This is a genomic window from Tropicimonas marinistellae (assembly GCF_001509585.1).
In the GTDB taxonomy this organism is placed as follows: Bacteria; Pseudomonadota; Alphaproteobacteria; order Rhodobacterales; family Rhodobacteraceae; genus Tropicimonas; species Tropicimonas marinistellae.
This window is the reverse complement of the sequence record NZ_LNCI01000024.1, coordinates 1-14650: the sequence shown is the minus strand read 5'-3', so window position 1 is coordinate 14650 and position 14650 is coordinate 1. Positions and strand designations below refer to the sequence as shown.

Sequence of the window (14650 nt, the reverse complement as noted above, 5' to 3'; positions counted from 1 at the left end):
CCCTAGGTGAACCTATCTTCACGTCGTCGTCCCCCCTTGGTTTCGGGCGTTCTCTCTGTGCCCGGTCATCACTTCACTCTCATTCGCCAACGGCGCGTTTCCGGTCGCTGGCAGACGATATCTCATCCCGGCGCCGGTATGGGTCCGCGTGCCGGCGTTCGACCCGGGCACCCGCGCAGAGCGCGACGAAGTTTCCCAGCAGGTCCAGCCCGTGTTCCGTCTGGATTGCCTCGGGGTGAAACTGCACACCGTGGATCTGTTCGGCGTCATGTGCGAGGCCCATGATTTCAAGCTGGCCGCCCGGCGAAAGGCAGTGGCAGGAGATGCGCAGCCCGGCGGGCAGGGGCCCGTCCTCGGCGATCAGGGAATGGTAGCGCGCCACGGAAAACCCCTGCGGCAGGTTGCGGAACAGGCCGGCGCCGCAATGGGTGATCCGCGATACCTTCCCGTGCATCACGCGCTCCGCCCGGACGACACGGGCGCCGAAGTGTTCGGCAATGATCTGATGGCCGAGGCAGATCCCCAGGATCGGGCGGGATCCGCGATGGCGCGCGAGAATTGCGGCGGAGGCGGTTGCCTCGCGCGGCGCCCCCGGACCGGGCGAAATGACGATCCCGTCGCAGGTGTCGAAATCTGCATCTCCAGGCGAGATTTCATCGCAATTCCGAACCGTTACATGCGCCCCGGCCAGTTGCAGGTACTGGAAGACGTTGAAGGTGAAGGAATCGTTGTTGTCGACCAGAACGAGGTGGGGTTTCCGCAGTGTCATGTCAGATCACCTCCACCGGGACGACGCCGCGCACGGAGCTGACGAGGAGCACCTCGTCGGCGTCCCGCAGCATCTCCACGGGCAGTTGGGCTTCGCGCACTTGCCCCGCATTGCGATGCAGGAACCGGCCGCGGCCGACGCCGTCGAGCAGCCCGCACTCGAGGCTGGGTGTCAGGTATTCCTGATCGAACCTCAGAAAGAGGGAATGGTAGCTGGCCTCCGTAAGGTGGCCTTTCTCGTTCGCGAAGAGCACGTCGTAGACGGTGTCCCGCACCCGTGCCTGCGCGAGTTCGCGATCGAAGAATGCGCGGTTGGTCGTCTTGTGGCGGAAGATCGGGTCGGTGCTGGAAACGGGCTGCGGCGACAGCGACACGCGCATCCGGCCCTTGGGCATTGGCAAGAGCGGCACGGCATCGAGGCGGCATTCGCCCGCGGGCGTGATCTGGATGCGGATCTTCGAATCGACCTTCAGACCGGGCAGAAGCGCCGCGATGTCCCTGCGCACGGCGGCGATGTCGACTGGAAAGCCGAGGCTCGCGCAGCAGCGGCCGAGGCGGGCCAGGTGCATCTCCATGTGCTGCGGGCCGGTTTTGGGCGCATAGCGGAAGCAGTCGAGTGCATTGAACGCGGGCGGCACATCCAGCAGGAAGCGCGCCTTGAGCCGGGCTTCCGCCAGCTCTGCGCCCGCTTCGGATTCATGCACGATCCCGCCGCCCACGCCGAAGGATGCCGTGCGATCCTTGCCGATCACGAAGGTCCGGATCGGCACGTTGAAGCACATGTCGCGGTCCGGCGTGATGTAGCCGATTGCGCCGGTGTAGATGCCGCGCGCGCACCCTTCGGTCTCGGCGATGATCTCGCAGGTTCGTTTCTTGGGCGCGCCGGTGATCGAACCGCAGGGAAAAAGCGCTTCGAAGATCTCCCGAAGCGGTCTGTCGCGATCGATCTCCGCCGAGATCGTGGAGGTCATCTGGTGCACGGTGCGGTAGGTTTCGACCGCGAAGAGATCATCGACGCTGACGCTTCCGGCCCGGGCGATGCGGCCGAGATCGTTGCGCAGCAGATCGACGATCATCACGTTCTCCGAGTTCTGCTTCGGATCGGCCCGGAGGCTGGCGCGCGCGGCGGCGTCCCGGGCGGGATCGTCCGGGTGGCGCGGTGCCGTGCCTTTCATCGGGCGGGTCCGAAGCGTGTCGGCGCGCCGCTCGAAAAAGAGCTCCGGCGACCGGGAGAGGGCCGTGACCTCGGGGAAATTCAGGCAGGCGCCAAAGGCGACGGGCTGGGCCGCGCGCAGCTGGCCGTAGAACGCGAAGGGGCACCCGCCGAAGCGGGAGCGATGCCGGATCGTGTAGTTCACCTGGTAGCTGTTGCCCGCCAGCAGGTGGTCCTGGATCTCGCCGATCCGCGCGACGTAGGTGGCGTCATCCGTGTTCCAGGTGCCATCGCACAGGAACGGTGTGCCATCGCCCTCGCGCTCTTTGAGAAACGCCTCAACCTGGGTGTCGTTCAGGGTCTCGCGCCCGGCAAAGATGCCGAAACACATCAGCGGCAGGTCCGGATCCGGACCCGGGTCCGCCATCGCGTAGCCGAAGGACGCGCCGAGTTCGTAGCGGGCATAACCGACGAGGTGAAAACCGGCGCGCAGGGCCTCTTCGATCTCGTCGAAGGCGCGCGCGGCATCGGCGGCGCGTTCGCACCGGATGAACCCTACCGGCTCCCGGTAGAGGTACGACGGGCCGGCGGGATCGAAATTGTTGTCGAGCAGGGCAAAATGCATATTTGTCACCACTCCCCGTTACCGCCGGATCAGCTCGCGCACAACACAGCGGGGGCCGTGACTGCGCAGAACGGATTGCTGGATGCAGCTCCAGAGATCTTCATCGAAATCCGGAAAGAAAGTGTCCGCGTTCTCCACCGACAGATCGACCTCCGTAATCAGCATCCGGTTGGCCGCGCCCAGCAGGTCGCGAAAAATGCCCTGCCCACCGATGCCGTAGATCCTGTGAATACCGGCGGACCGGGCATGTGCCACGGCATCCTCCACCTTGGCGAATACGGTTTCCGCGACGCCGGTATCGGAGGAAATCACGCAGTTGAGACGGTTTTCCAGCGGTCTGGAAGGGATACTCAGCCACGTGCGGCGGCCCATGATGACCGCACCGCCAATGGTTTCGCGCCGAAAGAAGTCGAGATCTTCCGGCAGGTGCCACGGCATGCCGCCCCCACGGCCGATTGCGCCGTTGCGCGCTCTGGCGACGATCAGGCAGATCACGCCGCGTGGCCCGTGGCGCCTCGGCGGTGTGTCATCCGCGCAGGCTCACTTGCTCGGTCAGCGCCGGCAATCCCCCCGCGAGGTCTGCCGGTCCAATGGTATAGGCCTCCTCGGCTCCCAGAAGCTCTGCAAGCCAGACCGTGAGCGTCGCGCCGGACATACCGTCCCACGTCGCGGTATCGAGCGTCTTGCGCACCATGCGGGTCGGCGCCCAGACCGCGACAGTTCCGCTTTCGATCACGTGATGAAGCTCCGTCTGGTTGTCAACGACACTGCAGTCCGAACCGTGGGACGCCAGGAGCCACGCCGATCTGTCCAGGGAGAGGAGATCGAGCTGCCGCTGCAAGGCCGGGGTGCGCGTGCCATTTTGCGGCACCTCGCGCCCCACCGTGAGGATGACGGGACGCGCGAGGGAGCGGAACATCTCGAACCACCGGCCCAGGCGCGGGTCATCGGCGGCGCTGTCCGAGATCATGACGATCACGGGCCGCTGCCGCCGGGCCGATGGGTCAGGCAGGCCGCGCGCTTCTGGGGCGGGTTCCGAACGCTCGATTTCGACACCGAGAGAATAGGGTCCACGGTCGAGCTTCTCGATGCGAAGCCAAACATCCGAGACCCTCGGAAGCCCAAGCAGGCTTTGCGCAATCCGCTCGGCCAGGGTCTCCAACAGGTCGAGCCGCTCCTGCGCAAGAACGAAGTCCACCGTCTGCACGAGCGTGTCGTAGCTGAGAATGCTGTCGACATCGTCGTCCGTCGGGGCGTCGGCGGGCGAAAGCCCGACCGTCAGGTTGAACCGCAGCGTCTGCTCGACACCCCGCTCCTCCCCAAATGCCCCGATCTCCGCCTTGCGCGTGTAATCCCGCAGGAGCAGACGGTCGGCATGGCCGCTCCCACGCTTCTGTTGCGGCACAGCCCGCGCCGGAAGCACCTGCTCGATCCGTATCTGGTCGTTCATCCCGTTCTCCCGGTTGCGTCAGTTGGGCCGGTGGTGTGCCAAGGGCGCGGTCTCACTCTGCCGCGCCGATGACTGGCGCGGGCTCCGGTCCGGCCCTGCCGATCCGGGTGCCCTTTGCGTCGAAGATCCAACCGGCAAGGAACGACATTGCCGCGGCGCCAAACGACAGAAGCGCACCCATCTTCGCCGCGTCCTGTACGGCACCCGCCGGGAAGGCCACCGAGGCAACGAAGAGCGAGACGGTGAACCCGATTGCCGCGACGCAGCCGAGCACGAAAAGATCCGCATTCTTCATGCCTTCTGGGAGGCCGAGGCCAAGAGTGCGCGCGGCAAAGGTCCCCATGGCCCAGATTCCAAGCGGCTTGCCGATTAGCAGGCCGGCCAGCACGAGCGTCGTTGCCGCGCCCATGGCGGAGAATTCCACGCCCGCGTTCATCAGCCCGAAACCGAACAGGATCGCCTCGACCGGTTTCTTCAGCAGATGCTCAGAGTGGTTGAGCAGGTCGTGCTGGTGCGCTTCTTCCTCGGCGAAAATCCCGTAGTCCACTTCGGCATGCGGGATGGCCGGAATGATCGGCAGCAGTCCGAGAGCCGGGTGGATTCCGGCGCGGTGGAAGGCGAACCAGCTAATCGCGCCCGCGATCAGGTAGGGCCAGAAGGACAGGTACTTGCGCACGAAGGTGGAGTTCGGACGGTCCTGTTTGCCCGTGTCGAGCATTCGCGGCAGACGGTTGAAAAGCAGGTAGACGCCCACGGCCGACGCGACGGATAGCAGGAGCCAGGCGGGCGCAAGATCCCCTTGCGGATAGAATATCGCGAGGATGATGAGGCCCGCGGCATCATCGGCAATCGCCAACAGCAACAGGAAGCCGACCGCCGGGTGGCCGGAGCCGAAGATCAGCCGGCCGACAAGGTAGGAAAACGCGATGTCGGTGGCGGTGGGAATGGCCCAGCCATTCGCGAGCAGCGTGAACTTGCCAAGCACGGCGGCGCCCAGAAGGTAGATCGTGACGGGGCCGATCATCCCGCCGGCCGTCGCGATCAGCGGCGTGAGTGCCTTCTTTCCGCGCAGCGATCCGTTCTTCAGCGCGATCGCTTCCCAGACTTCCTTGCCCGCCACCGCGAAGAAGAAGGCCATCAGAACGTCGTTGACCAGGAAGTGCAGGGTGAAGGAGCGCGTGACATGCCCATGCCCGTCGTCGTGCAGGTGTCCGACCGGACCACCATGGAACAACTCCCAATCGACCATCGCGTGATAGGTATGCGGCGCGTTGTTCGCCCACATCAGGGCAATGACCGCACCTCCTATCAGGAGTACCGAGTACTCCTCGATGAAGTTCCAGATTTTGGGCATATGTCCCCCGTTGTCCGGCGGTTCGCGCGCCGGAGAGTCCGTCTTTTTTTAGTTTTTTGTCGTGAGCAGTATTTTCCCGTGGTGCCGGGCGCTTTCCATCATCCGGTGCGCCTCCGCGGCGTCCGAGAGCGGAAGCGTCGCGTGGGTAACCGGTGTGAGGTTTCCGGCCGCGAAGAGAGGCCAGACATTGTCGCGCAACGACTGCGCGACGCGCGCCTTGAAGTCGTCCGGTCGCGAGCGGAGCGTGGAGCCGGTATAGGTGAGTCGCTTGAGCATCACCGGCATCAGGTCGATTTCGACCTTCGAGCCAAGGTTGAAGGCAAGCTGGACAATCCGCGCATCGTGGCGCGCGGCCTTGACGTTGCGCGCCACGTAGTCGCCGCCAATGATGTCGAGAATGACATCCATGCCGCCCGCTTCCCGGCAGATCGGCACGAAATCCTCGGTCAGGTAGTTGATCGTCCTGCGCGCGCCCAGCTTTGTGGCGAACTCGGCGGCCTCCGGAGAATCGACGGTGGTGAACACGTTGAGCCCCATGGCCGCGCCGAGCTGGATGGCGGTCGACCCGATCCCGCCCGATCCGCCATGAACGAGGAAATTCCCGCCCTCGGGGATGGTCTGATCGAGAAAGACGTTGCTCCAGACGGTAAAGAACGTCTCGGGAAGGCCAGCCGCGTCGGTTTCGTTCACGCCATCGGGAATCGGCAGGCAATGGTCGCCACGCACCGCGACGTACTCGGCGTAGCCGCCGCCATTGGTGAGCGCGCAGACCCTGTCGCCCGGCTGCCAGCCGCGCGTGCCCTCACCCAGCGCGACGATCTCGCCCGACACTTCCAGCCCGAGCAGGTCGGACGCGCCCTTGGGGGGTGGGTAGTGGCCGCGCCTCTGCACGAGGTCCGGCCCGTTTACGCCCGCGGCCGTCACCCGGATCAGCACCTCTCCGGCGCGCGGGGCAATCATGGGGCGGGCCGCGAGGTATTGCACCTCGGGCCCGCCGAATTCACGAAGTTCGACGACGTTCATGGTTGCGGGCAGGTCTGCCATGGCTGCTCCGGTCAAGGCGGCTACGCCGGTTCTTTCGTTGCGGCGATCGCGGAAACCACCTCGTCAGCGTTCTTGGCGATGACCACCCCGGCGTCGCGCAGGTGCTCGATCTTCTCGGCTGCCGTGCCCAACCCGAAGGTCGAAAGCGTCCCGGCGTGTCCCATCCTGCGGCCCTGCGGCGCGTGACGGCCCACCACGACCGCCACCACCGGCTTGCCGTAGCTCAGTGTCTTCAGGTATGCCGCCGCGTCCTCTTCCTCGCGTCCCCCGATCTCGCCGATCAGGACCACCGCCTCGGTCTCCGGATCGTCCCGGAACCGCTTGAGGCATTCGACGAAACCGACCCCGTGGATATTGTCGCCCCCGACCCCCACGGTCGTCGATTGCCCGAGGCCGGCCTTGCTGCAATGGGCGAGGATCTCGGATGTCAGCGACGCGGACCGCGACGCGATGCCGATCGTGCCGGGCTTCGCCTCAACCGTCGGCATGACGCCGATCTTGCACTGGCCCGGGGTGAGGATGCCCTGGGAGTTCGGCCCGATCAGCATCGTTTGCGACTGCCGCAATGCGTCCTTCACGCGGGTCATGTCATGCTGCGGAACCCGCTCGGTCACGCAGACGACCGTTTCCACGCCCGCCTCGATGGCCTCGATCATTGCATTGGCGGCAAAGGGCGCCGGAACGATGACGAGGCTCGCGTTGGCCCCGGTCTCGGAAACCGCCTCCTTGACCGTATCGAACAAGGGAAGGTCGAGGTGGCGGCGCCCGCCCTTGCCCGGCCGCACGCCGCCGACATAGTTCGATCCGTAGCGAAGCGCCTGGTCGGTGTAAAACGTGCCGGCGCGGCCGGTCATGCCCTGAACGATGACGCGGGTGTCGGAATTGACGAAGATCGACATCTCTACCCCCTTCAGTTGGCCAGTTCGACGGCGCGGGTCACGGCGTCCGTCATCGTGTCGAATGTCTCCACCGGAATCCGCCGCTCGCGAAGGATCCGGTTGCCCCACTCGGAGTTCTGCCCGGCGAGCCGCGCAACGATCGGCAGGTGGCGTTCGGAGCGCGAATAGGCGAACGAAACGCCTTCGGCGACGGTATCGCAGGAGGTCATGCCCCCGCCGTGAACGTTCAGCAGGATGACTTTCGCCTCCGGTTCGGCGAGCAACAGCGAGACACCCTTGGCAATGTCGAAGCTCGTTGCCGTGGTGCGGATATCCATGAAGTTCGCGGGCATTCCCCCGGCGTCGAAGATCATGTCGTTCGTGGCCAGCCCGAGCCCCGCGCCGTTCACGACGACACCGATGCTGCCATCCATCTTCACAAGGTTGATGTTGTTCTTCTGGGCTTCCATCTCGCTGGGCGAAAGCCCCTGTGCCTCGGCGATGGATTCGAACTCCGGATGCCGGAACAGCGTGCTGCCGTCGATGGAAATCTTGGCATCTACGGCCACCCATTTCCCGTCGTTGGTCTTGGCGAATGGATTGATCTCGAGGAGCGTCATGTCATTGGTCTCGAACGCGCTTCGCGCGGACAGCAGGATCTCGACCGGCTCCGGGTCGGTGATCCCCACCCCGGCAAGGAAGTCGGCCAGGGCCGTGCGCGTCTCCGCCGAATCCTCTCCAACGAGGATCGACTTGACCGCATTCGGGTCGGACTTCGAGCGCTCTTCGAAGTCGACACCGCCTTCCGACGAGGCGAGCAACATCGGCGTGCCCGTTGCCGGATCCAGAACATATGCGATGAAGTAGTTCTCGGCGAGGTCGAGCGCCTCCTCGACCGACACGGCGGAGACAAGCTCTCCGGCGCTGCCGGTCTGCGCGGTGACAAGCGACGATCCCAGCATGGCCCGCGCCTCGTCCGTGACAACGGAGGGTGTGGCCGCGAACTTCACGCCACCGGCCAGGCCACGCCCGCCCGCAGCGATCTGCGCTTTCACCACGTATTTCTTCGCGTCGATTTCCGCGCAGCGCCGTTCCGCCTCTTCCGGTGAGCGCGCGAGCCTGCCCGCGGGCACGGGGACGCCGTACTTGGCAAGCAATTCCTTCGACAGATGTTCTGAAAAAAACATTCGGCCCTCCTCTCCGGATGCTTGATCTGTGGTGCATGGTATACCACAGAAATAGTCAAGTCAACGAAGCTGGCGACGTCGATACGCATGCGTTAGATGGTTGGAACGCATGCCGGGAGGCGGGAATGATAGATCTGAAGGACCTGCAATGCCTTAGCGCGCTGGCGCGCCAGAAGCACTTCGCCCGTGCGGCCAAGGAATGCGGCATCTCGCAGCCAGCGTTCTCGATGCGGATACGCAAGCTGGAGGACCGCCTCCAGACGCCGATCGTGAAGCGCGGAAATCGCTTCCAGGGGCTGACGGAAGAAGGGCAGATGATCGTGCGGCACGCGCGCAAGATCATGGACGAGGTAAAGGCGTTCGAGCACGAGGTGAGTTCGACGCGCGGCGAGATTTCCGGATCGCTCAAACTCGGCGTGATCCCGACGGCGCTCGGCTACGCGGGCCAGTTGCTTATCCGGCTCAACCGCGAATATCCCAACATCGTCGTCCGCATCGAAACCGCCTCCTCGCTCTCGATCCAGCAGGGGATCGAGGACGGACGTTTCGAGGCCGGGATAACCTACACGGATTTCGCGTCGGAGGATTTCCTGCGCGTCGAACCGCTCTACGACGAAAGCTACGTGCTCCTTGCGCCCGAGCGCCTGGCGCCGCGCCGGACGGGCGAAATCACATGGGCCGAGGCGGCGGAAATGCCGCTCAGCCTGCTCGAACCGGGCATGCAGAACCGTCGCATCCTCGATCAGATTTTCGAACGCGTGGGCGCCGAGCCGCATGTCATCGCCGAAACCAGCGGGTTCACCTCCGCCATCGTGATGGTCGTCGAGGGGCTGGCCGCAAGCGTCGTGCCCAGCACGTTGGTCGAATCCCTCGGCGGTTTCCCCGGCACGGTCTCCCTGCCGCTGGTCGATCCGGTGCAGACGAAATCCGTGTGTCTCGTCTCGGCTCTGCGGGAGACCGGCCTGCTGACGCTCGAAGCGCTTCGAGGTGTCGCGACATCAGAGCGATAATTTCAGATTATCGTAAATTAACGAATCGAAATTGTACAATCGGCGAGCCTGATGTCACCCTAGTTGCTCAAGGGAGGACACCATGGCACCTTTGGATGATCAAAAAGGCATCTGGAAGAAAAAAGGCACCGGAAAAAGTCGTCGCACACCCAAGGGCCGCCAGGCCGAGGATGCTGCGCTCGACGAGGTGCGCGCCCTGCTGGGCGACAGGCCGCGCCGTCGCGATCTGCTGATCGAGTTCCTGCATCTCATTCAGGACCGCTACAATCATCTCTCCGCGCGGCATATCTGTGCCCTGGCGCAGGAGATGCGGATCGCGCAGGCGGAAGTCTATGAAGTCGCGACGTTTTATGCCCATTTCGACGTCGTCCGCGAAGGGGAGGCGCCGCCGCCGTCCCTGACGATTCGGGTCTGTGATTCCCTCTCTTGCCAGCTTGCCGGCGCCGAGGCGCTGGAGAAGGCACTCCACGATCAGCTCGACCCTGCCGAGGTGCGGGTGGTTCGCGCGCCCTGCATGGGGCGCTGCGATACCGCGCCGACGGTCGAACTGGGACACAACCACGTGGACCACGCGACCGACGAGAAGGTAATTGCCGCGCTCCATGCCAAGCAATTCGAGCCGGTGATTCCCGACTACAAGCGGTTCGCGGAATATCTGGCCGACGGCGGTTATCGCACGTTGAAGGAGCTTCGGGAGACCGGCGACTGGGAAGAAGTGCAGAGCCGGATATCCGAAGCGGGGCTGCGCGGTCTCGGCGGCGCGGGCTTCCCCTCCGGCACCAAATGGGGCTTCGTGCGGGCCAATGAAGGGCCGCGCTATCTGGCCGTGAATGGCGACGAGGGCGAACCGGGCACCTTCAAGGACCGCCATCACATCGAGCGCGACCCGCACATGTTCCTGGAAGGCATGTTGATCGCCGCCTGGGCCGTCGAAGCCGAGAAATGCTTCATCTACATGCGCGACGAATACCCCGCCGTGCTCTGGATCCTGCGCCGCGCGATCATGCGGGTGGAAGAGGCCGGCATCGTCGAGCCCGGCTATATCGACCTGCGCCGCGGCGCCGGCGCCTACATCTGCGGCGAAGAAAGCGCGATGATCGAGTCGATCGAGGGCAAGCGCGGCATCCCGCGCCACCGCCCGCCCTTCGTCGCACAGGTGGGAATCTTCGACCGCCCGACCCTCGTGCACAACGTGGAATCGCTCTACTGGGTGGCGCGTATCGCGCGGTTCGGACCCGAGGTCATGAACAGCGTCGAGCTGAACGGCCGCACGGGTCTGCGCAACTATTCCGTCTCCGGACGCGTGAAGGAGCCGGGCGTCTACCTGCTGCCCGCCGGATCGACCATTCTCGACGTGATCGAGGCCGCCGGCGGCATGTTGGACGGCCACACGCTGAAGGCTTACCAGCCGGGTGGCCCGTCCTCGGGGCTTCTCCCCGCGTCGCTGGACGACGTCCCGCTCGATTTCGACACGTTGCAACCGCACGGCACCTTCATCGGCTCGGCTGCCGTGGTCGTGCTCTCGGATCACGACAGCGCGCGGGAAGCGGCGCTCAACATGCTGAAGTTCTTCGAGGACGAAAGCTGCGGGCAATGCACGCCCTGCCGCACCGGCTGCGAGAAGGCGGTGAAGCTGATGCAGGCCGACCGCTGGGACCAGGACCTTCTGGAGGACCTCTGCCAGGTCATGACCGATGCCTCGATCTGCGGCCTCGGACAGGCGGCCCCCAATGCGATCCGCCTGACGATTCAACATTTCGGCGAGGAGGTGTGAGATGCCCGATGGTGCTCAGACGAAAATGGTGACCTTCAGCCTGGATGGCGAGGATGTCACGGTCCCCGAGGGCTACACGATCTGGGAGGCCGCGCACGGGCGCGGGCTGGTGATCCCGCATCTGTGCCACAAGCCCACGCCGGGCTACCGCTCCGACGGCAATTGCCGCGCCTGCGTGGTGGAGATCGAAGGCGAGCGCACGCTGGCCGCCTCCTGCATCCGCCCGGTCTCCGACGGCATGGTGGTCAAGACGGACAGCGACCGCGCGAAAAAATCGCGCGAGATGGTCATGGAGCTGCTGGTCGCCGACCAGCCGAAGGAGGCCCACGACGCGTCGTCGCATTTCAACGCGATGGCGGAGCTGAACGAGGTCACCGAGAGCCGCTTCCCGCCGATGGATCCCCAGTCAGTGCCGCTGCTGGATGACAGCCACGTGGCCATGCGCGTCAATCTCGACGCCTGTATCCACTGCAATCTCTGCGTGCGCGCCTGCCGCGAAGTGCAGGTGAACGACGTGATCGGCATGTCCGGGCGCGGGCACTCGGCCAAGATCATCTTCGACCAGGACGATCCGATGGGCGAATCCTCCTGCGTCGCCTGCGGCGAATGCGTCCAGGCCTGCCCCACCGGCGCGCTCATGCCGTCGAGCGTGCTCGACGACAACCAGGTCGGCGACAGTAAGGACTACGATCGCGAGGTCGAGACGGTCTGCCCCTATTGCGGCGTCGGCTGCCAGATATCGCTCAAGGTGAAGGGCGAGAAGATCGTCAGCGCCGAGGGCATCGACGGTCCGGCCAACGAGAACCGGCTCTGCGTGAAGGGCCGCTTCGGCTTCGACTACGTCCACCACCCGCACCGGCTCACCAAGCCGCTGATCCGGCGCGAGGATGCGCCGCCCAAGGGGCTCAACGTCGATCCGGGCAACCTCATGACGCATTTCCGCGAGGCGAGCTGGGACGAGGCGCTCGATATGGCGGCCAACGGCCTCGCGCGCCTGCGCGACGACGACGGGCGCCGCGTCGCCGGCTTCGGCTCGGCCAAGTGCTCCAACGAGGAAGCCTATCTCTTCCAGAAGATGATCCGCCAGGGCTTCGGCCACAACAACGTGGACCATTGCACGCGGCTCTGCCACGCCTCCTCGGTGGCCGCGCTGATGGAGAACGTGGGCTCGGGCGCCGTGACGGCGACCTTCAACGAGATCGAGAATGCCGACGTCGCCATCGTCATCGGCTGCAACCCGCTGGAAAACCACCCCGTCGCCGCGACCTATTTCAAGCAGTTCGCCAAGCGCGGCGGCAAGCTGATCGTGATGGACCCGCGCGGCCAGGGTATGAAGCGGTTCGCCTCCCACATGCTGCAGTTCCGCGCCGGGGCGGATGTCTCGATGCTGAACGCGATCATGAACGTGATCGTCGAGGAGGAACTCTACGACCGCCAGTACATCGAGGCGATGACCGAGAACTGGGATGCGATGAAAGAGCATCTCAAGGGCTTCCCGCCGGAGAAGATGTCGGAGCTCTGCGGAATTCCCCCCGAGATGCTGCGCGATGTCGCCCGCACCTTTGCCGGGGGCAAGGCCGGGATGATCTTCTGGGGCATGGGCGTCAGCCAGCACATCCACGGCACCGACAATTCCCGCTGCCTCATCAGCCTCGCGTTGATGTGCGGCCATGTTGGCCGGCCAGGCACGGGCCTGCATCCGCTGCGCGGCCAGAACAACGTGCAGGGGGCCTCCGACGCCGGTCTGATCCCGATGTTCCTGCCCGACTACCAGACCGTGACCGACGACGGCGTTCGTTCGGCCTTCACGGAGGTCTGGGACTCGCCGGACTTCTCCAGCGAAAAGGGTCTGACGGTGGTGGAGATCATCGACGCCATCTACGCTGGCGACATCAAGGGCATGTATATCCTCGGCGAAAACCCGGCCATGTCCGACCCGGACGTGGAACATGCCCGCGATGCACTGGCCAAGCTCGAGCATCTCGTGGTGCAGGACATCTTCCTCACCGAGACGGCCAATTACGCCGATGTCATCCTGCCGTCCTCCGCCTGGTACGAAAAGACGGGCACGGTGACCAACACCAACCGCCAGGTCCAGATGGGCCGCCCGGTGGTGAGCCCGCCGGGCGAGGCCAAGGAAGACTGGTGGATCGAGGTCGAACTGGCGAAGCGGCTCGGGCTCGACTGGGGCTATACCCACCCGTCCGAGGTCTTTGCCGAGATGAAGAAGAACATGGCCTCGCTCGACAACATCACCTGGGACCGGCTGGAAAAGACGACCGTCACCTATCCGTCGCTCTCGCCCGAAGATCCGGGGCAGGCCATCGTCTTCGGCGATGCCTTCCCGCGGGAGGAGGGGCGCGCACGGTTCACGCCGGCCAATGTGGTGGCTCCCGACGAGACGCCGGATGCCGAGTATCCGTTCATCCTGATCACCGGGCGGCAACTCGAACACTGGCACACGGGCTCCATGACCCGCCGCGCCTCCGTGCTCGATGCGGTGGAACCGGAGGCCAATTGCTCGCTCCACCCGCGCACCCTGCGCAAACTGGGCGTGGAACCGGGCGACTATATCCGGCTGACCACGCGGCGCGGCTCCGTCACTGTCATGGCGCGCGCCGACCGGGCGGTTTCGGAGGATAACGTGTTCCTGCCCTTCGCCTATGTCGAGGCGGCGGCCAATATCCTCACCAATGCCGCCCTCGACCCCTACGGCAAGATCCCGGAGTTCAAGTTCGCCGCCGTCCGGGTGGAGAAGGCCGAAGAGTCAATCGCTGCCGAGTAGACGACTCGCAGCGACGCAACAGCGCCCGGACCTCCCACCGGGCGCTGTTTTTTTGTTCGGGAAACGAGTGATGTGCAGCGGGCTCCGCTCCCCGCGCGGAGCATAGGCCGAAGGCCGCTGCGTATCGCCGGTCCGCCCCACCGGACCGCCGCTAGGCCGCTCGTGCCGGTTGGTGCGCTATTGATACGACGTCTCCAAACTGACGCGCCACTCCGCCTACCGTACCCCGCGCGGAGCAAAGGCCGCCAGGCCGCCGCGCATCGCCGGTCCGCCTCACCGGGCCGGCGATACGTCGCCGTTACCACGACGCTCTGGGCGCGTTCGGGAACTCGCAAATAATGTACCGCCGCCCACACGGCCCATCGCCGCCCGCGGACCGTCGGTGCACGGCTCGTGCTGGGCGACGCGCGATTGATACGACGTCCCCAAACGGACTCTTCACTCGGCCCACCACTCCCCGCGCGGGGTCAAGGCCGAAGGCCGCCGCGCATCGCCGGTCCGCCCCACCGGGCCGGCGATACGTTGCCGCTATCGCAACGCTCAGAGGTCCTCCGGGAACACGGGCATAAAGCACCACCGCTCCATCCGAGCACCGCCGCCCCGCGGACCGGCGATGCGCCGC

11 protein-coding genes are annotated in these 14650 nt (G+C 65.2%); 3 read left to right on the top strand and 8 right to left on the bottom strand.

The genetic code is table 11. The annotated features are described in order from the left end of the window. Positions 1-79: 79 nt before the first annotated feature. The 8 genes from ARC39_RS24900 to ARC39_RS24865 are packed head-to-tail and all read right to left on the bottom strand — an operon-like array spanning position 80 to position 8459. Positions 80-769 (bottom strand): anthranilate synthase component II, encoded by a 690-nt coding sequence (locus ARC39_RS24900; RefSeq protein WP_078059467.1) that lies wholly within the window; start codon positions 767-769, stop codon positions 80-82. Between the two features lies 1 nt (position 770). Beyond that, entirely contained in the window at positions 771-2546 is a 1776-nt protein-coding gene (gene pabB / locus ARC39_RS24895; RefSeq protein WP_068119528.1) for an aminodeoxychorismate synthase component I, read from the bottom strand. 18 nt (positions 2547-2564) lie between these two features. Next, positions 2565-3041, bottom strand: a complete 477-nt coding sequence (locus ARC39_RS24890; protein ID WP_068119526.1) for a dihydrofolate reductase — start codon at positions 3039-3041, stop codon at positions 2565-2567. 31 nt (positions 3042-3072) lie between these two features. Continuing rightward, positions 3073-3996, bottom strand: a complete 924-nt coding sequence (locus ARC39_RS24885) for a dihydroneopterin aldolase (protein WP_068119523.1) — start codon at positions 3994-3996, stop codon at positions 3073-3075. Between the two features lie 52 nt (positions 3997-4048). After that, positions 4049-5350 (bottom strand): Na+/H+ antiporter NhaA, encoded by a 1302-nt coding sequence (locus ARC39_RS24880; protein WP_068119520.1) that lies wholly within the window; start codon positions 5348-5350, stop codon positions 4049-4051. 48 nt (positions 5351-5398) lie between these two features. Then, positions 5399-6394, bottom strand: a complete 996-nt coding sequence (locus tag ARC39_RS24875) for an NAD(P)H-quinone oxidoreductase (protein ID WP_068119517.1) — start codon at positions 6392-6394, stop codon at positions 5399-5401. A gap of 20 nt (positions 6395-6414) precedes the next feature. Beyond that, positions 6415-7293 carry a succinate--CoA ligase subunit alpha gene (sucD, locus tag ARC39_RS24870; RefSeq protein WP_068119514.1) on the bottom strand — a complete coding sequence of 293 codons (879 nt, stop codon included), beginning with the start codon at positions 7291-7293 and terminating at the stop codon, positions 6415-6417. A gap of 11 nt (positions 7294-7304) precedes the next feature. Then, the gene (locus tag ARC39_RS24865) at positions 7305-8459 is read right to left on the bottom strand and encodes a succinate--CoA ligase subunit beta (protein ID WP_068119509.1); all 1155 of its coding nucleotides are present in this window, start codon (positions 8457-8459) and stop codon (positions 7305-7307) included. Positions 8460-8584: 125 nt separating this feature from the next. Between ARC39_RS24865 and ARC39_RS24860 the strand changes: the two genes are divergently transcribed. From ARC39_RS24860 to fdhF, 3 genes are all read left to right on the top strand, one after another. Further along, positions 8585-9469 (top strand): LysR family transcriptional regulator, encoded by an 885-nt coding sequence (locus ARC39_RS24860; RefSeq protein WP_068119506.1) that lies wholly within the window; start codon positions 8585-8587, stop codon positions 9467-9469. An 82-nt stretch (positions 9470-9551) separates the two neighbouring features. Next, on the top strand, positions 9552-11243 hold the full coding sequence (locus ARC39_RS24855) for an NAD(P)H-dependent oxidoreductase subunit E (protein ID WP_068119503.1): 1692 nt from the start codon (positions 9552-9554) through the stop codon (positions 11241-11243). Between the two features lies 1 nt (position 11244). After that, positions 11245-14028 (top strand): formate dehydrogenase subunit alpha, encoded by a 2784-nt coding sequence (gene fdhF, locus ARC39_RS24850; RefSeq protein WP_068119500.1) that lies wholly within the window; start codon positions 11245-11247, stop codon positions 14026-14028. The last annotated feature ends 622 nt before the right edge of the window (positions 14029-14650 follow it).

Excerpts from the sequence above, each read along its gene's own strand:
- ARC39_RS24900 (WP_078059467.1), bottom strand. The coding sequence starts at position 769 with ATGACACTGCGGAAACCCCACCTCGTTCTGGTCGACAACAACGATTCC.
- ARC39_RS24865 (WP_068119509.1), bottom strand. The coding sequence starts at position 8,459 with ATGTTTTTTTCAGAACATCTGTCGAAGGAATTGCTTGCCAAGTACGGC.
- ARC39_RS24860 (WP_068119506.1), top strand. The coding sequence starts at position 8,585 with ATGATAGATCTGAAGGACCTGCAATGCCTTAGCGCGCTGGCGCGCCAG.
- fdhF (WP_068119500.1), top strand. The coding sequence starts at position 11,245 with ATGCCCGATGGTGCTCAGACGAAAATGGTGACCTTCAGCCTGGATGGC.
- ARC39_RS24875 (WP_068119517.1), bottom strand. The coding sequence starts at position 6,394 with ATGGCAGACCTGCCCGCAACCATGAACGTCGTCGAACTTCGTGAATTC.
- ARC39_RS24880 (WP_068119520.1), bottom strand. The coding sequence starts at position 5,350 with ATGCCCAAAATCTGGAACTTCATCGAGGAGTACTCGGTACTCCTGATA.
- sucD (WP_068119514.1), bottom strand. The coding sequence starts at position 7,293 with ATGTCGATCTTCGTCAATTCCGACACCCGCGTCATCGTTCAGGGCATG.
- ARC39_RS24885 (WP_068119523.1), bottom strand. The coding sequence starts at position 3,996 with ATGAACGACCAGATACGGATCGAGCAGGTGCTTCCGGCGCGGGCTGTG.
- ARC39_RS24855 (WP_068119503.1), top strand. The coding sequence starts at position 9,552 with ATGGCACCTTTGGATGATCAAAAAGGCATCTGGAAGAAAAAAGGCACC.
- pabB (WP_068119528.1), bottom strand. The coding sequence starts at position 2,546 with ATGCATTTTGCCCTGCTCGACAACAATTTCGATCCCGCCGGCCCGTCG.